The sequence below is a fragment of the Streptomyces sp. PCS3-D2 genome (genome assembly GCF_000612545.2).
Lineage (GTDB): Bacteria > Actinomycetota > Actinomycetes > Streptomycetales > Streptomycetaceae > Streptomyces.
This window is the reverse complement of the sequence record NZ_CP097800.1, coordinates 2,215,370-2,235,994: the sequence shown is the minus strand read 5'-3', so window position 1 is coordinate 2,235,994 and position 20,625 is coordinate 2,215,370. Positions and strand designations below refer to the sequence as shown.

Here is a 20,625-nt window from a genome sequence, read left to right as displayed (position 1 = left end):
CGCGGCACGTCCCGTGCTGCGGCGGACGCCTTTCCGAAGGAGAGATCAGCCTTGTCCGGTACCACGCACACCCCCGTCGTCGCGATCGCCTACCACTCCGGCTACGGCCACACCGCCGTCGTCGCCGAGGCGGTCCGCAACGGCGCCGTCGAGGCCGGGGCGACCGTCCACCTGATCAAGGTCGACGAGATCGACGACGCGCAGTGGGAGCTGCTCGACGCCTCCGACGCGATCGTCTTCGGTTCCCCGACGTACATGGGCACCGCTTCGGGTGCCTTCCACGCCTTCGCCGAGGCCTCCTCGAAGCGCTGGTTCGGTGACGCCTGGCAGGACAAGCTCGCGGCGGGCTTCACCAACTCCGCCTCGAAGAGCGGCGACAAGCTGCACACGCTGCAGTTCTTCCAGGTGCTGGCCGCACAGCACGGCATGAACTGGGTCAACCTGGGCCTGAAGCCGGGCTGGAACGCCAGCACGGCCTCCGAGAACGACCTCAACCGCCTGGGCTTCTTCTCCGGCGCGGCCGCCCAGTCCAACTCCGACGAGGGTGCGGACGCCGTCCACAAGGCCGACATCGCGACCGCGGAGCACCTGGGCCGCCGGGTGGCCGAGCACACCCGTGTCGTCGTCGCGGGCCGCGCGGCCCTGGCCGCCGCGTCCGTCTGATCCCCCCGGAGGCCTGATCCCCGCGGAGTCGGCCGCCCCGCCGTCCCGCCCCGCAGGGTCGGGTCAGAGGCCGAAATCCTGGGTCCACCAAGGCCCGCCGGCGGCGAAGTGGGCGCCGACACCCAGCCTGCGGAACTCGCAGTTGAGGATGTTCGCCCTGTGCTCCGGGCTGTTCATCCAGGCGTTCATCACGGACTCCGCGTCGCCCTGGCCGCGGGCTATGTTCTCGCCGCCGAGGCCCGAGAGGCCTGCCGCGGCGGCGCGGTCCCAGGGGGTGTTGCCGTCGGGGTCCTCGTGGCCGAAGAAGCCGCGGTTGGCCATGTCCTGGCTAAAGGCGCCGGCCAGGGCCGCCAGTGGTGGGTTGGCGCGGACCGGGCCGCAGCCCGCCCGGGCGCGCTCCTCGTTCACCAGGGTCACCACGGCCGCCTCCTCGGCGGAGTGGGTGTCGAGGCTCGGCCGGGTCGCGGTGGCTGCGGGCGCCGGCGCCGTGGGTGCCTGCGCGGTCGCGGTCGGGGTCGCCGTCGGGGTGGGGGTCGGGGTCGGCGCGGCGGGTGCCGGCGCCTGGGTCCGCTCCGGGGCGGGCGTCGGTGCGGCCGGGGTCCGGCCTGTGGTGCTCGGCGAGGCGGACGGCGGGACGGCGCCGGAGGAGGCCTTCGGCGGAGCAGGCTCGGAGCGGGTCGGCGGTGCCGAAACCGAGGGGGAGTCCGACGGGGAGGGCGAGGCCGGCGCGGAGGACGGGGCCGCCGGGGTCGCGGGGGCGGTGGGTGCGCCGCTGGTCGCCGCGCCGCGGCCGGACAGGCTCGCGAGGCCGCCCTGCCGGTCGATCACGGAAGGGGCGTCGGGGTCCGGCGCGGCCTGGGCCGCGCCGGTCTTCGCGGCGGTGGCTTCCGTACCGCTGACACCCACATAGGGGAACGAGGCGCCGACCGGCACCATGCCGGTGGTGACGGCCGCGGTGCCGAGGGCGACGGCCACCGAGACCCCCAGCAGGCCGGTGCGCAGGGCGGTGCCGTGCTTGCCGCCGCGGCGCGGCGCGGCGTGGAGTCCGTGACGTCCCATCGGTGTCGTGCCCTTCCTGGCCGGATCAAGATCGTCCCTTACCCACCCAAATGGGTGAGTTCATTGGTGCGCGACTGTACGCCATGGGGCGCTGGGGGCGATGTGACCGGAAAGTTCGCGCCCGGTTAGCGTTCACGCATGAATGAAGACGTCCGCCTGACCGCCTGGGTGCGCGGCCGGGTGCAGGGAGTGGGATTCCGCTGGTTCACCAGGGAGAACGCCATGGAGATCGGCGGGATGGTCGGCTTCGCCCTCAACCTCGACGACGGGCGGGTGCAGGTGGTGGCCGAAGGTCAACGTGAGAATTGCCACCGGCTGCTGGACTGGCTGCGCTCCCCCGACACGCCCGGCCGGGTGGACGGGGTGACAGAGATCTGGGGCACACCGCGCGGTGGCTACGACGGGTTCGGGATGCGGTGAGGGATCGACTGATCATGAACTCATCACATCTCTGATCGCCCGGACCCGGTCGGAACTGGGCATTCGCCGTCGACGCGTTGCCGGCGGGGGCGATCCATGGAAGGCTCGGAGACAAGGATGATCTCCACGCCCCTTGCGAGGGCCGGGCTGCCCGCCGATACGGGGCGTGATCGTGTTGACCGTCAAACTTTTTGGTGAGACGCTGGAAGCCCCGCGCACCTGAGCTGTTTGGCAGTGCTGGCAGTAGTAAGCGCAGTGACTGACCGTCGCTGCCGGACATCCGCGGGTGCGATTCCCTCACGACCCACACCGCTTCGGTCGGTCACTCAGTGTGGAGGACCATCCATCATGGCAAAGGCGCTTCTCGGTTACGTCGGCGGTTCCGACCCGCGACTCCTCGCCGAGATGCGACGGCTTCAGCAGCGCGTCCAGGACCTCGAGTCCGAGCTCGTACGGATTCAGTCCGAAAATGACGCGCTGAACGCGGCCGCCGCTCAGCACGACGGAGACTCGCTGCTGGACAGCATCGACATCGACGTACCCCAGGCGGAGCCTGCGCTCACCTGATCCGCGCTCACTCGTCGCTCGAATCCAGCCCGGCATGATCTGCAAGGGACGCTTCGGCGTCCCTTCTTCCTTTGGGCTCCGCATCAGGGACCACAGGGCCGGGCGGGGGGCCTGATGCCTTCGACGTCAGTCGTGCCCTGCACCTTCACGGGTGAAACCGAACGTGAAAGGTAGAGTCCGGCGGCGTGCACCTCAAGTCCCTGACCCTGCGTGGCTTCAAGTCCTTCGCCTCGGCCACCACCCTGCGCTTCGAACCCGGCATCACCTGCGTCGTGGGTCCGAACGGCTCGGGCAAGTCCAACGTCGTCGACGCGCTGTCCTGGGTCATGGGCGAACAGGGGGCCAAGTCCCTGCGCGGCGGGAAGATGGAGGACGTCATCTTCGCCGGGACCACCGGCCGCCCGCCGCTCGGGCGTGCCGAGGTCTCCCTGACGATCGACAACTCCGACGGCGCGCTGCCCATCGACTACGCCGAAGTCACCATCACCCGGATCATGTTCCGCGGCGGCAGCAGCGAGTACCAGATCAACGGTTACACCTGCCGACTGCTCGACATCCAGGAGCTGCTCTCCGACTCCGGTATCGGCCGCGAGATGCACGTCATCGTCGGCCAGGGCCAGCTGGACTCCGTCCTGCACGCCGACCCCATGGGCCGCCGCGCCTTCATCGAGGAGGCGGCGGGCGTACTGAAGCACCGCAAGCGCAAGGAGAAGGCGCTGCGGAAGCTCGATGCGATGCAGGCCAACCTCGCCCGTGTGCAGGACCTCGGCGACGAACTGCGCAGGCAGCTCAAGCCCCTGGGGCGGCAGGCGGCGGTCGCCCGACGGGCGGCCGTGATCCAGGCCGACCTGCGCGACGCGCGGCTGCGCCTGCTCGCCGACGACCTGGTCGCCCTGCGGCGGGCGCTCGCAGCGGAGATCGCGGACGAAGCGGCACTGAAGGAGCGCAAGGAGGCCGCCGAAGCCCGCCTCGCGGACGCACTGCGGCGCGAGGCCGAACTGGAGCAGGCGGTCAGGGAACTCGCGCCGCGGCTCCAGCGGGCGCAGCAGACCTGGTACGAGCTGTCGCAGCTCGCCGAACGGGTACGGGGCACCGCGTCCCTCGCCGACGCGCGGATCAAGAGCGCGACGGCACCCGTGGAGGAGGAGCGCCGGGGCCGCGACCCCGAGGACCTGGAGCGGGAGGCCGAGCGGATCCGCGAGCAGGAGGCGGAGCTGACGGCCGCTCTGGAGGCGGCCTCGCGGGCCCTGGAGGACACCACCGGGCACCGTGCGGAGCTGGAGCGGGAGCTGGCCGAGGAGGAGCGCAGACTGCGGGACGCCGCGCGGGCCATCGCCGACCGGCGCGAGGGGCTGGCCCGGTTGACCGGGCGGCTCGGCGCGGCCCGTTCGCGGGCCGGGGCGGCCCAGGCGGAGATCGACCGGCTCGCCCTGGCCCGGGACGAGGCGCAGCGCCGGGCCGAAGCCGCGCAGGCCGAGTACGAGGCACTGGCGGAGGAGGTCGGCGGGCTCGACGACCCGTCGGCGGAGACGGACCACGAGGCGGCGCGGGCAGAGCTGAAGGAGGCCGAAGCCGCGCTCGGCGCCGCGCGCGAGGCGCTGGCGGCGGCGGAGCGGTCCCGGGCGGCGGTGTCGGCCCGGCGGGACGCGCTGGCCCTGGGGCTGCGTCGCAAGGACGGCACCGGAGCGCTGCTCGCGGCCCGGGAGCGGCTGGCCGGCGTGCTCGGGCCGGCCGCGCAGCGGCTGACGGTGACCCCGGGGTACGAAGCCGCCGTGGCCGCCGCGCTGGGCTCGGCGGCGGACGCGCTGGCCGTGGCCTCCCCGTCGGCGGCGGCCGGGGCCATCCGCCACCTGCGCGACGCGGACGCGGGGCGTGCCACGCTCCTGATCGCCCCACCGGCCGTCCTACCGGGCGGGACCGAGGATCCGGGAGTGCCGGACGGTGCTGCCCTCCCGGGTGCGGGCGGTGCCGCCCTCCGGCCGGGCCGGGGCGGCGGGCTCGGCGCTGCCGGCGCCGACGGGGGCCGTCCCGGACCGGGCGCACGGGTGACGCCGACGGCTGCGGCGGAGGCCGTCGACGAGGGGTGCGGCCCGGGGCCCGTCCCCGCGGCCCGCGCGGGCGGGGGCGGCGGGCACGCGTCCGTGCCGGACGGGGCGGGGGTGCCCCACCAGGCCCCCGCTTCGGACGCGGTGACCGCGCCCGTACCGGTCGCCGCGCTGGTGTCCGGGGACGCCGAGGTGCGGCGGGCGCTGGCATGGGTGCTGCGCGACCACGTCGTCGTCGACACGCTCGACGAGGCCGAGGCGCTGGTCGCGCGGCGCCCCGACGCGGTGGCCGTGACCGTCGGGGGCGACCTCCTCGGTGCGCACCTCGCGCAGGGCGGATCCGCCGGGGCGCCCAGCCTGATCGAGGTGCAGGCCGCCGTCGACGAGGCTGCGGCGGAGCTGGCCGTACTGGGCGGGCGGTGCACGGAGCTTGCCGCCGCGCAGGCCGCCGCGCAGTCCCGGCGGCAGGACGCGGCCGCCCTGGTCGAGGAACTCGCCGAGCGGCGGCGGGCCGCGGAGCAGGCCCGTGCCGGGGTGGCTCAGCAGCTCGGGCGGCTCGCCGGGCAGGCGAAGGGCGCGGCCGGCGAGGCCGAGCGGGGCGCCGCCGCCGCGGCCAAGGCCCAGGATGCCCTGGAGCAGGCGCTGACCGAGGTCGAGGAGTGCGCGGAGCGGCTCGCCGTGGCCGAGGAGATGCCGGTGGAGGAGGAGCCCGACGGCTCCCGCCGGGACCGGCTCGCGGCCGACGGGGCCAACGCCCGCCAGACCGAGATGGAGGCCCGGCTCCAGCTGCGTACCCACGAGGAGCGGGTCAAGGGACTCGCCGGCCGGGCCGATTCCCTCGACCGGGCGGCCCGCGCCGAACGCGAGGCCCGGGCCCGCGCCGAGCGCCGCCGGGCCCGTCGGCGCCACGAGGCGGACGTGGCCCGCGCGGTGGCCGAGGGGGCCCGCCAGCTCCTCGCCCATGTGGAGGTCTCGCTCGGCAGGGCCGACGAGGAGCGGGCCCTGGCCGAGCGGGCCAAGGGGCTGCGTGAGCGCGAGCTCACCGACGCGCGCAACGACGGCCGCGACCTGAAGGGCGAGCTCGACAAACTCACCGACTCCGTCCACCGCGGGGAAGTCCTCGGCGCCGAGCAGCGGCTGCGCATCGAGGCCCTGGAGGCCAAGGCACTGGAGGAGTTCGGCATGGAGTCCCGTGCGCTCGTGGCCGAGTACGGTCCGGACCAGCCGGTGCCCCCGTCCCCGCCGGCGGACGGCGAGGAGCTCCCGCAGGACCCCGAGCACCCCCGCAACCGGCCGGGACCCTTCGTCCGGGCGCAGCAGGAGAAGCGGTTCAAGGCGGCCGAACGGGCGTACCAGCAGCTCGGCAAGGTCAATCCGCTGGCCCTGGAGGAGTTCGCGGCGCTGGAAGAGCGCCACGCGTTCCTCAGCGAGCAGTTGGAGGATCTCCGTAAGACACGGGCCGATCTCCTTCACGTGGTGAAGGAGGTCGACGAGCGAGTCGAGCAGGTGTTCACCGAGGCATACCGGGACACCGCCCGAGAATTCGAGGGGGTCTTCGCGCGCTTGTTCCCGGGCGGCGAGGGCAGGTTGGTGCTGACCGACCCGGACAACATGCTCACGACGGGGGTGGACGTGGAGGCCCGCCCGCCGGGCAAGAAGGTCAAGCGCCTGTCGTTGCTCTCCGGCGGCGAGCGTTCGCTGACGGCCGTGGCCATGCTGGTGTCGATCTTCAAGGCGCGCCCCAGCCCGTTCTACGTCATGGACGAGGTCGAGGCCGCCCTCGACGACACCAACCTGCAGCGGTTGATCCGGATCATGGAGGAACTCCAGGAGAGCTCACAGCTGATCGTGATCACCCACCAGAAGCGGACGATGGAGGTCGCGGACGCGCTCTACGGCGTATCGATGCAGGGCGACGGCGTCTCCAAGGTCATCAGCCAGCGGCTCCGCTGACGAGCGTTTAGTTCAAGAAGTGAATTCTAGATGGCCGCTCTGTGCTTCCTGCGCGCTTCATCCCTGGCCTTGACTTCAGAAATTGAACGAATAGGCTCGCTCCGCTGTCCCCCGACTTCGGGTGGTGCCCGATCTTGAACTGTGCGCCACTGTAAGGACGGACGAAACCCCCACGGAGCACACCTTGACCAGCAGTACTGCGCAGTCCCCGGCGTCCGGCGGCGGATCCTCGCCCCAGCCCGACCACCTCGGCCACGTCATCTTCATCACCGCGGCCGCTGCCATGGGCGGCTTCCTCTTCGGGTACGACAGCTCCGTCATCAACGGCGCCGTCGTCGCCATCCGGGAACGCTTCGACGTCGGCTCGGAGGCGCTCGCCCAGGTGATCGCCGCCGCGCTGATCGGCTGTGCCATCGGCGCCGCCACCGCGGGGCGACTCGCCGACCGGATCGGCCGAATCCGCTGCATGCAGATCGCGGCCGTCCTCTTCACCGCCAGCGCCATCGGCTCGGCCCTGCCGTTCGCCCTCTGGGACCTCGCCATGTGGCGGGTGATCGGCGGCTTCGGCATCGGCATGGCCTCCGTCATCGGTCCCGCCTACATCGCCGAGGTCTCCCCGCCCGCCTACCGCGGCCGGCTCGCCTCCTTCCAGCAGGCCGCCATCGTCATCGGCATCGCCATCTCCCAGCTCGTCAACTGGGGCATCCTCAACCTCGCCGACGGCGACCAGCGCGGCGACATCGGCGGCCTGGAGGCGTGGCAGTGGATGCTGGGCGTCATGGTCGTCCCGGCCGTCCTCTACGGGCTGCTGTCCTTCGTCATCCCGGAGTCCCCGCGCTTCCTGGTCTCCGTCGGCCGCACCGCCGACGCCAGGAAGGTGCTGGCCGAGGTCGAGGGTTCCGGGGCCGACTTGGACGGGCGCGTCCGCGAGATCGAGCACGCGATGCACTCCGAGCACAAGTCCACCTTCAAGGACCTGCTCGGCGGCCGCTTCGGCTTCCTGCCCATCGTCTGGATCGGCATCGGCCTCTCGCTCTTCCAGCAGCTCGTCGGCATCAACGTGATCTTCTACTACAGCTCCTCGCTGTGGCAGTCGGTCGGCATCGACCCGACCAGCTCGTTCCTCTACTCCTTCACCACGTCGATCATCAACATCGTCGGCACGGTGATCGCGATGATCTTCGTGGACCGGATCGGCCGCAAGCCGCTCGCCCTCATCGGCTCGGCGGGCATGGCCGTCTCCCTCGGCCTGTGCGCGTGGGCGTTCTCCTTCACCACCGGCACCGGGGACGACATCACCCTCCCCGACGCCCAGGCCACGGTGGCCCTGGTCGCCGCACACGCCTTCGTGCTCTTCTTCGCTCTGTCCTGGGGCGTGGTCGTCTGGGTGCTGCTCGGCGAGATGTTCCCGAACCGCATCCGTGCCGCGGCGCTCGGCGTCGCCGCCTCGGCCCAGTGGATCGCCAACTGGGTCATCACCGTCTCGTTCCCGTCCCTCTCGGACTGGAACCTGTCCGGTGCCTACGTGATCTACACCGTCTTCGCACTGCTCTCGATCCCGTTCGTCCTCAAATGGGTGCCGGAGACCAAGGGCAAGGCGCTGGAGGAGATGGGGTAACCATCCCCGCCACCACCCCGTCTCCTCGGTACTGCCCCGGCTCAGCCCCTGAGCCGGGGCAGTACCTGTTCGCACAGCAGGTGCAGGCTGCGCCAGCCCTCGTCCAGCGGCATCCCCCCGCACAGCGGGTGCAGCACCAGGTTGCCCGCCGCGCCGGCGCTCCGGCCGTATGCGACCGCCTCGTCCGGGGTCAGCACCCGGTAGACGCCCTCCGCGCGCAGCTCCGCCACCGAGCGGGCGGACGACCGCACGGCGCTGCGGATGTCCTTCGACTGCCAGGACGCGTACGTCCCGGCCTCGTGCAGGAAGTGTTCACCGTGCTCGGCCCACACCCGGTCCGGGTCCTGCGCGACGTGCAGCAGTGGGGTCTCGGCCGCGGGCATCATGCAGAAGCCCTCCGTGCCGTACTCCGCCAGCCGCGCCGTGTAGTACGCCTCCAGCTCCGGCAGGTGCGCGCTGGGGAAGAAGGGCAGCCCGAGTCGGGCGGCGCGGCGCGCGGCCGCCTCCGAACTGCCACCCACCAGCAGCAGCGGGTGCGGCCGGGTGAGGGGAGTCGGGGTGACCCGTACCGTGCGGCCGCGGAACTCGAACGGCCGGCCGGTCCACGCCTTCAGCAGGGTCTCCAGCAGCTCGTCCTGGAGCCTGCCGCGCCGGCCCCACTCCACGCCGTGCTGCTCGTATTCCTCGGGCCGGTAGCCGATCCCCGCGACGGTCACCAGGCGCCCGCCGCTCAGCAGGTCCAGTACGGCGATGTCCTCGGCGACCTTCAAGGGGTCGTGCAGCGGGCCGATGACCGCCGACACGGTGACGGTGATCCGACGGGTCGCGCCGAAGACCGCGCCCGCGAAGGCGAAGGGGGAGGGAAGCCAGTTGTTGTCCGTGCCGTGGTGCTCCTCGGTCTGGACGGTGTCCATTCCGCGGTCGTCCGCGTAGCGCGCCATCTCCAGCGCGGCCCTGTAGCGGGCCGAGAGGGACTCGGGGGTGCCGTTCGGGTCGACCAGATTGAACCGGGCCACGGTGATGGGCATGGCGGAGTCCCCCTTCGCCGGACGGGGTGGAGTGGTGGAGAGGACGTTAGCTGACGAGTTGTCAGTTGGACAGGTGTCCCGCGAGCGGCCCCCGGCTCCGGGGCCGGGGCCGGACCGGCGCAGCCGCCCTCGCGCCGGGAACGGTTCCGGCGGCCCGGCCGGCACTCGCGCGGCTGCTCCCCGAGGGGGTGCGGGCAGGGCCACCCGTCGGCGCGGCCGCGGAGCCGAAACCGCAGACAGGGGCTTGTCCCCGGCCCGCGAGCCCGGGTTCCCGGCTCCGCGGTGGCCGTGGCCGATACTGGGGGGGTTATGGACATCCTCATCCTTGCTGTAGTCATCGCCCTGGTCGCGGTCGGCGTGATCAGCGGGCTCGTGGTCAGCAGCCGCAAGAAGAAGCAGCTGCCGCCCCCGGCACCGCAGAGCACGCCGACCATCACTGCCCCGCCCGCCGAGCCGCAGGTGGGGGAGGACGCCGTAGAGACGGCGGAAGAGCCGCGCCGCACGATCGAGGAGGTCGGGCTCCCGGGAGCCGGGGCTCCCGTCGAAGCGCCGGCCGCCGAGCCGGAGGCGGTCCCGGCCGCGCCCGAGATCGAGGTGCCCGAGCCCGCCGCCGGCCGCCTGGTCCGGCTCCGCGCGCGTCTCGCCCGTTCGCAGAACTCCCTCGGCAAGGGACTGCTCACGCTGCTCTCGCGCGAGCACCTCGACGAGGACACCTGGGAGGAGATCGAGGAGACCCTCCTCGTCGCCGACGTCGGCGTCGTGCCCACCCAGGAGCTCGTCGAGCGGCTCCGTGAGCGGGTCAAGGTCCTCGGCACCCGCACTCCGGCCGATCTGCGCGCCCTGCTCAAGGAAGAGCTGCTGACCCTGGTCGGCACCGACTTCGACCGGGCCGTGAAGACGGAGAGCGGCGAGGACACCCCCGGCGTGATCATGGTCGTCGGCGTCAACGGCACCGGCAAGACCACCACCACCGGCAAGCTGGCCCGGGTGCTCGTCGCGGACGGCCGCAGCGTGGTGCTCGGCGCGGCCGACACCTTCCGCGCCGCGGCCGCCGACCAGCTGCAGACCTGGGGCGAGCGCGTCGGCGCCCGTACCGTCCGCGGCCCCGAGGGCGGCGACCCGGCCTCGATCGCCTACGACGCGGTCAAGGAGGGCATCGCCGAGGGTGCCGACGTCGTGCTCATCGACACCGCCGGCCGACTGCACACCAAGACCGGCCTCATGGACGAGCTCGGCAAGGTCAAGCGCGTCGTCGAGAAGCACGGCCCGCTGGACGAGATCCTGCTGGTCCTGGACGCCACCACGGGGCAGAACGGCCTGACCCAGGCGCGTGTCTTCGCCGAGGTCGTCGACATCACCGGCATCGTGCTCACCAAGCTCGACGGCACGGCCAAGGGCGGCATCGTCGTCGCCGTCCAGCGCGAACTGGGCGTCCCGGTCAAGCTCGTCGGTCTCGGCGAGGGTGCGGACGACCTGGCTCCGTTCGAGCCCGAGGCGTTCGTGGACGCCCTGATCGGCGACTGAGCACCGCCCGCGCAGACACCGGTGCCCCCGCCTTCCGTGAGGAACGCGGGGGCACCGGCGCGTACGGGGCCTCTCAGCGGCGGAACCGGTGGCAGATGTACGCCAGGGTGCCCAGCAGCAGCCGTGCCTGCGGCGGGCCGCCCGCCGAGTCGAGGGCGGGCGGCCGCAGCCAGCGGACCCGGCCGAGCCCGCCCCGGTCCGAGGGCGGGGCCGTCACGAAGGCCCCCGGGCCCAGGGCGTGCAGGTCCAGGTCGGCGTCGTCCCAGCCCATCCGGTACAGCAGCTGCGGCAGCTCCGCCGCCGCCCCGGGAGCGACGAAGAACTGCGCGCGGCCGTCCGCGGTGGCGATGACCGGGCCGAGCGGCAGGCCCATACGCTCCAGCCGCACCAGCGCGCGCCGCCCGGCCTCCTCGGAGACCTCGATGACGTCGAAGGCGCGGCCCACCGGGAGCATGACCGCCGCGCCGGGACAGTCGCCCCAGGCCTCGGTGACCTCGTCCAGAGTGGCGCCGGCCGGGACCGTGGGGGCGAAGGCCAGCGGATGCGCTCCGGGTGCGGCGCACCGGCCGTCCCCGCAGGAGCAGTCGCGGGAGGGCGCCGCCGCGCGCGCCCCGGGGACCACGTCCCAGCCCCACAGCCCGGTGTACTCCGCCACCGTCGTGCACTCCGAGGTCCGGCCGCGGCGCCGGGTACCGGAACGGAACTCCTTGGTGCCGCGGCTGCTGCCGATCGTGAAGCCCATGCCCATGCCCATGCCCCCTCCAACGGGTCGGACGCGCCGGTGGTTACGACGCCTGCGGTGAGGGAGCCGGGGAGCCCGCCGCGCCGCCCCGCGGACCTCCGCCGCAGGGCGGCGGGGGAGTGCCCGGTGCTGCCCGCCCGGCGCACTCCTCGCCACGCGCGCCCCGAGCGCACTCCAGTCCAACCGGTCCGTTTCGCCTTCGTGTCAAGTGAATCGCGCCTGGCCGGTGGCGCGTTCATTCGAAGGGGTGGCGAATGGTGGCGTTTCCGCGAACGGCCTCGCCGCAGGGGTGATCGTAGGATTACTTTCGGTGCACGAACCCCGAGGCGGGCCCACGCGTGGGTATGCCGGAGGCAATGGGTGAAGGACCTGTGAAGGTCCGTGGTGACGCCCGGCTTCCCGGCCAGGGTTTCGTAGGGAGAAGACTGAGCAGATGGGGGCGTTCCAGTGAGCGGCAACGGCGCAAGCGGAACGATCGACGACGCTGCTGCGCGCAACGAACAGCTGACCTCGTGGTTCGTCCGCAGCGGCTGGTCGAAGGGCGAGCTCGCCCGGCAGGTCAACCGCCGGGCCCGGCAGATGGGCGCCCACCACATCAGCACGGACACCTCCCGGGTGCGCCGCTGGCTGGACGGTGAGCAGCCCCGCGAGCCCGTGCCGAGGATCCTGTCCGAGCTGTTCTCCGAGCGCTTCGGCTCCGTCGTCGCCATCGAACAGCTCGGGCTGCGCACCGCGCACCAGACCCCCTCCGTCTCCGGGGTCGACCTGCCCTGGGCCGGCCCGCAGACCGTCGAACTGCTCGGCGAGTTCTCCCGCAGCGACCTGATGCTGGCCCGCCGCGGCTTCCTCGGGCCCTCCCTCGCGCTCTCCGCGGGCCCCGCCCTCATCGAGCCCATGCAGCGCTGGCTCGTACCGGCCCCGGCCGCCGACCCGGGACCGCGCGGGGCGGGGCCGACGGGAGCCCTCGGCGGCCACCGCCCGCCCCGGCTCTCCGAACCCGAGCTCGACCTCCTCGACGCCACCACCGTCATGTTCCGGCAGTGGGACGCCCAGTGCGGCGGCGGGCTGCGCCGCAAGGCCGTCGTGGGCCAGCTCCACGAGGTCACCGACCTGCTCCAGGAGAACCATCCCGCCCCGGTCATGAAGCGGCTCTTCAAGGTCGCCGCGGAACTCGCCGAGCTGGCCGGCTGGATGAGCTACGACATCGGCCTGCACCCCACCGCGCAGAAGTACTTCGTCCTCGCGCTGCACGCCGCGAAGGAGGCCGGGGACAAGCCGCTCGGCTCGTACATCCTCTCCGGGATGAGCCGCCAGATGATCCACCTCGGCCGCCCCGAGGACGCGCTCGAACTCATCCACCTCGCGCAGTACGGCAGCCGCGACTGCGCCGGCCCCCGCACCCAGGCCATGCTGTATGCGATGGAGGCCCGCGCGTACGCCAACATGGGCCAGCCCAGCCGCTGCAAGCGGGCCGTCCGGATGGCCGAGGACACCTTCGGCGACGTCGGCTTCGCGGACGAGCCGGAGCCCGACTGGATCCGCTTCTTCTCCGAGGCCGAGCTGAACGGCGAAAACTCCCACTCGTACCGGGACCTGGCCTACGTCGCCGGACGCAGCCCCATGTACGCCTCCCTCGCCGAGCCCGTCATGGAGCGGGCCGTCGAGCTCTTCGGGAAGGACCAGGAGCACCAGCGGTCCTACGCCCTCAACCTCATCGGCATGGCCACCGTCCACCTGCTCCAGCGCGAGCCGGAGCAGGCCGCCGTCTTCGTCGACCGGGCCCTCGACGTGGCGGGAAAGGTGCGCTCGGAGCGGGTGAACACCCGCCTGCGCAAGACCGTCGACAGCGCCGCCCGTGCATACGGCGACGTCGCAGAGGTGGTCCGGCTCACCGACCACCTCGCCTCACGGCTGCCCGAGGCCGCGGAGGCCGTCTGACGGCCCCCGGGCCGCCCCCAGGCTCCGGCCGCGGCAGTCACCCCGTGAAGCCCGATCAGGCTCCCCCAGCCAGGACGTCCGGGTCACTGCCGCGGCCGGTCGCAGCACTCCTCCCGCGATCCGACCGCCGCCCCTCAGGCGGAGGCGGACGCCCTTCGCCGTGGTCCGCCCGTGCGCGATCCCGGTCGTTCATGGCGCCGTAACACGGCAGACCTCTTCGTCATCGGAGCGAAACACCGAGCGGCGCCGCCGGAAACCGGCCTGCGCGAATCTCATGGCCAATAACCGGCCAGTTCCTGTTGCCGCCGCTCAGGTTCTCACGATCGCCCGCACGCGAACGTACCGACGACGAGGAGACGCCGATGGCATCAGCCATCACGACCCTCGCGGCAGACGCCCCGACGCTCTCTGCCGCGAACACCGGGTTCATGCTCATCTGCTCCGCCCTGGTCATGCTGATGACTCCGGGACTCGCCTTCTTCTACGGAGGCATGGTCCGCGTCAAGAGCAGCCTCAACATGCTGATGATGAGCTTCATCAGCCTGGGGATCGTCACGATCCTATGGGTGCTCTACGGCTTCAGCCTCGCCTTCGGCACCGATGCCGGATCCCTCATCGGCTGGAACTCCGACTACGTGGGCCTGAGCGGCATCGGGATCACCGAGCTCTGGGACGGCTACACCATCCCGGTGTACGTCTTCGCCGTCTTCCAGCTGATGTTCGCCGTCATCACCCCGGCCCTGATCAGCGGCGCCCTCGCGGACCGCGTGAAGTTCAGCGCCTGGGTCCTGTTCACCGCGCTGTGGGTCACCGTCGTGTACTTCCCCGTCGCCCACTGGGTCTGGGGCGCCGGCGGCTGGCTCTTCGAGATGGGCGTCATCGACTTCGCCGGCGGCACCGCCGTCCACATCAACGCCGGTGCCGCGGCCCTGGGCGTGATCCTGGTCATCGGCAAGCGCGTCGGCTTCAAGAAGGACCCGATGCGCCCGCACAGCCTCCCCCTCGTGATGCTGGGCGCCGGCCTCCTCTGGTTCGGCTGGTTCGGCTTCAACGCGGGTTCCTGGCTCGGCAACGACGACGGCGTCGGCGCGGTCATGTTCGTCAACACCCAGGTCGCCACCGCCGCCGCCATGCTGGCCTGGCTCGCCTACGAGAAGCTGCGCCACGGCTCCTTCACCACCCTCGGCGCCGCCTCCGGCGCGGTCGCCGGCCTCGTCGCCATCACCCCCGCGGGCGGCGCCGTCAGCCCGCTCGGAGCGATCGCGGTCGGTGCCATCGCCGGTCTGCTCTGCGCCATGGCGGTGGGCCTGAAGTACAAGTTCGGCTACGACGACTCCCTGGACGTCGTCGGCGTCCACCTCGTCGGCGGTGTCGCCGGCTCCCTGCTCGTCGGCCTCTTCGCCACCGGCGGGGTCCAGTCCGACGTGGCCGGCCTCTTCTACGGCGGCGGCCTGGAGCAGCTCGGCAAGCAGGCCGTCGGAGTCTTCTCCGTCCTCGCCTACTCTCTGGTGGCATCCGCAGTGCTCGCCCTCCTCCTCGACAAGACCATCGGGATGCGGGTCTCCGAGGACGACGAGGTCGCCGGCATCGACCAGATCGAACACGCCGAGACCGCATACGACTTCAGCGGAGCCGGTGGCGGAGCCGCCGCGCGGAGCACCGCCGCCCCCACCACCTCCGCCGCGAGCAAGAAGGTTGACGCATGAAGCTGATCACCGCGATCGTCAAGCCGCACAAGCTGGACGAGATCAAGGAGGCACTCCAGGCCTTCGGAGTGCAGGGCCTCACGGTCAGCGAGGCCAGCGGCTACGGCCGGCAGCGCGGCCACACCGAGGTCTACCGGGGCGCCGAGTACCAGGTCGACCTCGTCCCCAAGATCCGCATCGAGGTGCTGGTCGACGACTCCGACGCCGAAGAGCTCATCCGGGTCGTCGTGAGCGCGGCGTCCACCGGCAAGATCGGTGACGGCAAGGTGTGGAGCGTCCCCGTGGACTCGGTCGTCCGGGTCCGCACCGGCGAGCGCGGCGCGGACGCGCTCTGACGACGGGAGCTCCTGGGTGACGAGCGTCGAAGACACCACCGACCACACGGCCGACTCGGGACCCAGCGGATACGCCGCGGCCCGGCTGCGACTCCTCCAGGAGGAGTCGCGGTCCGGGCCCTCGCGGCGTTCCGCCCTGGCCGGGCTGACCGACGAATGGCTGAACGCCCTCTTCGCCACCGCCGCACGCGAGACCGGCGTCCGCGGCGCCACCCTCGTGGCCGTCGGCGGCTACGGCAGGGCCGAACTCTCCCCCCGCAGCGACCTCGACCTGCTGCTGCTGCACGACGGCAAGGCCGAGCCCCGGGCGCTCGGCACACTGGCCGACCGCCTCTGGTACCCGGTGTGGGACCTCGGCGTCGCCCTCGACCACTCGGTACGCACCCCCGCCGAGGCCCGCAGGACGGCCGCCGAGGACCTGAAGGTGCACCTCGGCCTGCTGGACGCCCGGACGGTCGCGGGCGACGCCGGGCTCCTGGCCGGCCTACGGACCTCCGTACTGGCCGACTGGCGCAACCAGGCGCCGAAACGGCTCCCGGAGCTGCACTCCCTGTGCCGCGAGCGGGCCGAGCGGGCCGGGGAACTCCGCTTCCTGCTCGAACCCGATCTCAAGGAGGCCCGCGGCGGGCTCCGGGACGCCACCGCGCTGCGGGCGGTCGCCGCCTCCTGGCTGGCGGACGCCCCCCGCGAAGGCCTCGCCGAGGCCCGCCGGCGCCTCCTGGACGCCCGCGACGCCCTCCACCTGGTCACGGGCCGGGCCACCGACCGGCTCTCGCTCCAGGAACAGGACCAGGTCGCCGCGCAGCTCGGACTCCTCGACGCCGACGCCCTGCTGCGCGAGGTGTACGAGGCCGCGCGCGTGGTCGCGTACGCCGGCGACGTGACCTGGCGGGAGGTCGGCCGGGTGCTGCGGGCCCGCGCCGCCCGGCCCCGGCTGCGCGGACTGCTGCCCGGCCGCAGCGCCCCCGCCGCCACCCGGGCGCCCCTGGCCGAAGGCGTCGTGGAGTCCGACGGCGAGGCCGTCCTGGCCCTGGCCGCCCGCCCGGACCGGGACCCCGTACTGCCCCTGAGGCTGGCCGCGGCCGCCGCGCAGGCGGGGCTCCCGGTGTCACCGCACGCCGTACGCCGCCTCGCGCAGCAGGGGAAGGCGCTGCCGGTGCCCTGGCCGGCCGAGGCCCGGGAGCAACTGCTCACGCTCCTCGGTGCGGGGGAGCCGACCGTGGCCGTCTGGGAGGCCATGGAGGCGGAAGGGCTGATCACCCGGCTGCTGCCCGACTGGGAGCGGGTGCGCTGCCGCCCGCAGCGCAACCCCGTCCACACCTGGACCGTGGACCGGCACCTGATCGAGACGGCGGTGCAGGCTGCGGCCCTCACCCGCCGGGTGGGCCGCCCCGACCTGCTGCTGACGGCCGCCCTCCTGCACGACATCGGGAAGGGCTGGCCGGGCGACCACTCGCTGGCCGGCGAGACCATCGCCCGGGACGTCGCCGCACGGGTGGGCTTCGACGCCCAGGACGTCGCCGTGCTGGGCGCCCTCGTACGCCACCACCTGCTGCTGATCGACACCGCCACGCGCCGCGACCTGGACGACCCCGCCACCGTCCGCTCCGTCGCCGAGGCCGTCGGCTCGGTGGGCACGCTGGAGATACTGCACGCCCTGACCGAGGCGGACGCCCTGGCCACCGGCCCGGCCGCGTGGAGCGCCTGGCGCGGCTCGCTCGTGGCGGACCTCGTCGCACGCGTCGCCGCCGTGCTGCGCGGCGCGCCGCCCGCCGAGCGGGAGGCGGAGATCCCGAGCGCCGAGCAGGAACGGCTGGCGGTGGAGGCCCTGCGCACCCGCGAGCCGGTGCTGGCGCTCCACGCCCGCCAGGAGGAGGACGCGGTCGGCGTCGAGCTCGTGGTGGCGGTGCCCGACCAGCCGGGCGTCCTGCCCGCCGCGGCGGGGGTACTGGCCCTGCACCGGCTCACCGTACGGGCCGCGGACCTGCGCTCGGTGGAACTCCCGGACCGGCTCGGCGAGGTCCTCGTGCTGCGGTGGCGGGTGGCGGCCGAGTACGGGGCGCTGCCCGAGGCGGCCCGGCTGCGCACCGACCTGCTGCGCGCGCTGGACGGCTCGCTGGACGTCCCGGCGAAACTGGCCGACCGCGAGGCGGCCTACCCGCGCCGGCGCGGGGTCGTCCCGCCGCCGCCCCGGGTCACGGTGGTCCCGGACGTCTCCTCGCTGGCCACGGTGCTGGAGGTGCGCGCGCCGGACGCCGTCGGCCTGCTGCACCGGATCGGCCGGGCCCTGGAAGCGGCGGGTGTCCGGGTGCGCAGTGCCCATGTCTCCACGCTGGGCGCCAATGCGGTGGACACGCTGTACGTGACCACCCCCGAGGGCAAGCCCCTCGACCCCGCGGCGGCGACCGCCCTGGCGGCCGCCGTGACGTCCGCCCTCTCCTGACGCGGCGCGGGTCCGGGAGGCATCCCGGACCCCCGCCCCGGAGGGAAACCCGCCCGCCGGGCCGGACGGACGGCGCGGGCGGATACCCTGGGGGACGACCACAACGCCCCCGACCCGAGGAATCGCGACCACCGTGTTCGATACGCTCTCCGACCGCTTGGCGAATACCTTCAAGGGCCTGCGCGGCAAAGGCCGGCTGTCCGAGGCTGACATCGACGCAGCGGCCCGGGAAATCCGTATCGCCCTCCTTGAGGCCGACGTCGCCCTCCCGGTCGTCCGCTCCTTCATCGCGAACGTCAAGGAACGCGCGCGCGGCGAAGAGGTCAGCAAGGCCCTGAACCCGGGCCAGCAGGTCCTGAAGATCGTCAACGACGAGCTCATCACCATCCTCGGCGGCGAGACCCGGCGGCTGCGCTTCGCCAAGACCGCCCCCACCGTGATCATGCTCGCCGGCCTCCAGGGCGCCGGTAAGACCACCCTCGCCGGAAAGCTCGGCCTCTGGCTCAAGGGGCAGGGCCACACCCCGCTCCTCGTCGCGTGCGACCTCCAGCGCCCGAACGCGGTCAACCAGCTCTCCGTCGTCGCCGACCGCGCGGGCGTGGCCTTCTACGGCCCTCAGCCGGGCAACGGCGTCGGCGACCCGGTCCAGGTCGCGAAGGACTCCGTCGAGTACGCGCGGACCAAGCAGTTCGACATCGTCATCGTCGACACCGCCGGCCGCCTCGGCATCGACCAGGAGCTGATGCAGCAGGCCGCGGACATCCGCGACGCCGTCAGTCCCGACGAGATCCTCTTCGTCGTCGACGCCATGATCGGCCAGGACGCGGTCAACACCGCCGAGGCCTTCCGCGACGGCGTCGGCTTCGACGGCGTGGTGCTCTCCAAGCTCGACGGCGACGCCCGCGGTGGTGCCGCGCTCTCCATCGCGCACGTCACCGGCAAGCAGATCATGTTCGCCTCGAACGGCGAGAAGCTCGACGACTTCGATGCCTTCCACCCCGACCGCATGGCGGGTCGGATCCTCGACATGGGTGACATGCTCACCCTCATCGAGCAGGCCGAGAAGACCTTCTCGCAGGCCGAGGCCGAGAAGATGGCGGCCAAGCTCGCCAAGGGCCCCAAGGAGTTCACGCTCGACGACTTCCTGGCCCAGATGGAGCAGGTCCGCAAGATGGGCTCCATCTCCAAGCTGCTCGGCATGCTGCCCGGCATGGGGCAGATCAAGGACCAGATCAACAACATCGACGAGCGGGACGTGGACCGCACCGCGGCGATCATCAAGTCGATGACCCCGGCCGAGCGCCAGGACCCGACGATCATCAACGGCTCGCGCCGCGCCCGTATCGCCAAGGGCTCGGGCACCGAGGTCAGCGCCGTCAAGTCGCTGGTCGAGCGGTTCTTCGACGCCCGCAAGATGATGTCCCGCATGGCCCAGGGCGGCGGGATGCCCGGCATGCCGGGCATCCCCGGGATGGGCGGCGGCCCCGGCCGGCAGAAGAAGCAGGTCAAGCAGGCCAAGGGCAAGCGCAAGAGCGGCAACCCGATGAAGCGCAAGCAGGAGGAGGCCGCTGCCGCGGCCCGCCGCGAGCAGGGCGCGCAGGCGATCGACCCGGCCGCCGCGTCCAACCCCTTCGGCCTTCCCGCCGGCGGTCAGGACGGTCAGGACTTCGACCTTCCGGACGAGTTCAAGAAGTTCATGAAGTAGGTGCGCGCAGCCGGCGGCAGCAGGCGCAGCCGTCCGCCGACCACCGCGAGGAGGGCCCCGGCCGGGGTACGGGCAGCCGCCCGCACGGCCGGGGCCCTTCCGTCTCCACCGGGCAGGAGGGCAGGGCGTCCCTGCCGCAGGCCGGCCCTCAGGCCACCCGGGCGATCACGTACCGGAAGATGTTCGGCAGCCACACGGTGCCGTCGGATCGCTCGAACGGGTGAAGCACTTCGGCGAGCTCCTTCTCGACGAGCGCCGCGTCGGACGCCCCGTCGTAGAGCCCGGTCGACAACAGCCCGCGCACCGCGCTGTCCACGTCCGCGTAGCCGAAGGGGCAGAACACCCGCCCCGACCCGTCCGGCCGCAGCCCGGCGCGCTCCACGACCGCGTCCAGGTCCCCGGGCGCCGGACCGCCTCCCAGTACCGACGGCACCGTGCAGCGCTCGGCCGGACCCCAGTCGGCCAGCACCACGGCGCCGCCGCGTCTGATGGCCGGCAGTGCCGAGGCCAGGGCCGCCGGGTCGGGGGAAAAGGCCAGCAGGGCGTCGTAGGGGCGGGGTGCCGAGGACGCCGACGGCGGGGCCGCAAGCACCTCCAGAAGCCGCTCACGGGCCAGCGCCCGCCGGGCCGGATCCGCCTCCACGCCCGTGGCCGCGGCTCCCCTCGCGGACGCCAGCAGCAGGGCCAGGCCGGCCCCACAGCCGAGGCCCAGCAGCCGGTCACCCGGCCCGACCTCGATCCGGTCGAAGACCGCCTCGTACAGCGGTACCAGCATCCGTTCCTGGATCTCCGCCCAGTCCCGGGCGACGAGCGTCGCGGTCGGCGTCGGTGTCATCGAAAGAGCGCTCCTGATTCCGTCTCGCCCCCCAGCCCCCGTTG

Annotated in this window: 15 protein-coding genes; 11 read left to right on the top strand and 4 right to left on the bottom strand. The window is 72.9% G+C overall.

The annotated features are described in order from the left end of the window. The first annotated feature begins 51 nt into the window (after positions 1 to 51). The gene (locus AW27_RS09020) at positions 52 to 663 is read left to right on the top strand and encodes a flavodoxin family protein (protein WP_037928301.1); all 612 of its coding nucleotides are present in this window, start codon (positions 52 to 54) and stop codon (positions 661 to 663) included. A gap of 63 nt (positions 664 to 726) precedes the next feature. Here AW27_RS09020 and AW27_RS09015 read toward each other — a convergent pair whose 3' ends face one another. Then, on the bottom strand, positions 727 to 1,722 hold the full coding sequence (locus AW27_RS09015; protein WP_052031267.1) for a CAP domain-containing protein: 996 nt from the start codon (positions 1,720 to 1,722) through the stop codon (positions 727 to 729). A gap of 138 nt (positions 1,723 to 1,860) precedes the next feature. Here AW27_RS09015 and AW27_RS09010 point away from each other — a divergent pair, with 138 nt between their 5' ends. The 4 genes from AW27_RS09010 to AW27_RS08995 all read left to right on the top strand — a co-directional run bounded on the left by AW27_RS09010 (position 1,861) and on the right by AW27_RS08995 (position 8,325). Continuing rightward, positions 1,861 to 2,142 (top strand): acylphosphatase, encoded by a 282-nt coding sequence (locus tag AW27_RS09010; RefSeq protein WP_037928303.1) that lies wholly within the window; start codon positions 1,861 to 1,863, stop codon positions 2,140 to 2,142. Positions 2,143 to 2,490: 348 nt separating this feature from the next. Then, complete coding sequence (locus AW27_RS09005; RefSeq protein WP_030032603.1) at positions 2,491 to 2,709, top strand: hypothetical protein; 219 nt, start codon at positions 2,491 to 2,493, stop codon at positions 2,707 to 2,709. Positions 2,710 to 2,894: 185 nt separating this feature from the next. Next, positions 2,895 to 6,707 carry an AAA family ATPase gene (locus AW27_RS09000; protein WP_037928306.1) on the top strand — a complete coding sequence of 1,271 codons (3,813 nt, stop codon included), beginning with the start codon at positions 2,895 to 2,897 and terminating at the stop codon, positions 6,705 to 6,707. Positions 6,708 to 6,891: 184 nt separating this feature from the next. After that, a complete protein-coding gene (locus tag AW27_RS08995; protein WP_037928308.1) occupies positions 6,892 to 8,325 on the top strand; it encodes a sugar porter family MFS transporter in 1,434 nt (477 codons plus the stop codon). A gap of 41 nt (positions 8,326 to 8,366) precedes the next feature. Here AW27_RS08995 and AW27_RS08990 read toward each other — a convergent pair whose 3' ends face one another. After that, positions 8,367 to 9,353 carry an LLM class flavin-dependent oxidoreductase gene (locus AW27_RS08990; RefSeq protein WP_037928313.1) on the bottom strand — a complete coding sequence of 329 codons (987 nt, stop codon included), beginning with the start codon at positions 9,351 to 9,353 and terminating at the stop codon, positions 8,367 to 8,369. 309 nt (positions 9,354 to 9,662) lie between these two features. Here AW27_RS08990 and ftsY point away from each other — a divergent pair, with 309 nt between their 5' ends. Then, positions 9,663 to 10,877 carry a signal recognition particle-docking protein FtsY gene (gene ftsY, locus AW27_RS08985; protein WP_037928316.1) on the top strand — a complete coding sequence of 405 codons (1,215 nt, stop codon included), beginning with the start codon at positions 9,663 to 9,665 and terminating at the stop codon, positions 10,875 to 10,877. A gap of 73 nt (positions 10,878 to 10,950) precedes the next feature. Here the strand turns inward: ftsY and AW27_RS08980 are convergent, their stop codons facing one another. Beyond that, a complete protein-coding gene (locus AW27_RS08980; protein WP_037928724.1) occupies positions 10,951 to 11,619 on the bottom strand; it encodes a bifunctional DNA primase/polymerase in 669 nt (222 codons plus the stop codon). A 447-nt stretch (positions 11,620 to 12,066) separates the two neighbouring features. Here AW27_RS08980 and nsdA point away from each other — a divergent pair, with 447 nt between their 5' ends. From nsdA to ffh, 5 genes are all read left to right on the top strand, one after another. Continuing rightward, the gene (gene nsdA / locus AW27_RS08975) at positions 12,067 to 13,557 is read left to right on the top strand and encodes a transcriptional repressor NsdA (protein ID WP_037928321.1); all 1,491 of its coding nucleotides are present in this window, start codon (positions 12,067 to 12,069) and stop codon (positions 13,555 to 13,557) included. Positions 13,558 to 13,919: 362 nt separating this feature from the next. Beyond that, positions 13,920 to 15,263 carry an ammonium transporter gene (locus AW27_RS08970; RefSeq protein ID WP_037928324.1) on the top strand — a complete coding sequence of 448 codons (1,344 nt, stop codon included), beginning with the start codon at positions 13,920 to 13,922 and terminating at the stop codon, positions 15,261 to 15,263. Next, entirely contained in the window at positions 15,260 to 15,598 is a 339-nt protein-coding gene (locus AW27_RS08965) for a P-II family nitrogen regulator (RefSeq protein WP_037928327.1), read from the top strand. The genes AW27_RS08970 and AW27_RS08965 overlap by 4 nt, the downstream gene beginning before the upstream one ends. A gap of 16 nt (positions 15,599 to 15,614) precedes the next feature. Then, complete coding sequence (locus AW27_RS08960) at positions 15,615 to 18,041, top strand: [protein-PII] uridylyltransferase (protein WP_037928330.1); 2,427 nt, start codon at positions 15,615 to 15,617, stop codon at positions 18,039 to 18,041. A gap of 133 nt (positions 18,042 to 18,174) precedes the next feature. Next, complete coding sequence (ffh, locus tag AW27_RS08955; protein WP_037928333.1) at positions 18,175 to 19,746, top strand: signal recognition particle protein; 1,572 nt, start codon at positions 18,175 to 18,177, stop codon at positions 19,744 to 19,746. Between the two features lie 148 nt (positions 19,747 to 19,894). On the opposite strand, the gene AW27_RS08950 is transcribed toward ffh, so the two are convergent. After that, positions 19,895 to 20,581 (bottom strand): hypothetical protein, encoded by a 687-nt coding sequence (locus AW27_RS08950; protein WP_037928337.1) that lies wholly within the window; start codon positions 20,579 to 20,581, stop codon positions 19,895 to 19,897. Positions 20,582 to 20,625 lie beyond the last annotated feature (44 nt).

Coding starts and splice junctions, on each gene's coding strand:
- AW27_RS08990 (WP_037928313.1), bottom strand. CDS start 9,353: ATGCCCATCACCGTGGCCCGGTTCAATCTGGTCGACCCGAACGGCACC.
- AW27_RS08980 (WP_037928724.1), bottom strand. CDS start 11,619: ATGGGCTTCACGATCGGCAGCAGCCGCGGCACCAAGGAGTTCCGTTCC.
- AW27_RS08950 (WP_037928337.1), bottom strand. CDS start 20,581: ATGACACCGACGCCGACCGCGACGCTCGTCGCCCGGGACTGGGCGGAG.
- AW27_RS08970 (WP_037928324.1), top strand. CDS start 13,920: ATGGCATCAGCCATCACGACCCTCGCGGCAGACGCCCCGACGCTCTCT.
- AW27_RS09015 (WP_052031267.1), bottom strand. CDS start 1,722: ATGGGACGTCACGGACTCCACGCCGCGCCGCGCCGCGGCGGCAAGCAC.
- ftsY (WP_037928316.1), top strand. CDS start 9,663: ATGGACATCCTCATCCTTGCTGTAGTCATCGCCCTGGTCGCGGTCGGC.
- AW27_RS09005 (WP_030032603.1), top strand. CDS start 2,491: ATGGCAAAGGCGCTTCTCGGTTACGTCGGCGGTTCCGACCCGCGACTC.
- AW27_RS08965 (WP_037928327.1), top strand. CDS start 15,260: ATGAAGCTGATCACCGCGATCGTCAAGCCGCACAAGCTGGACGAGATC.
- AW27_RS09010 (WP_037928303.1), top strand. CDS start 1,861: ATGAATGAAGACGTCCGCCTGACCGCCTGGGTGCGCGGCCGGGTGCAG.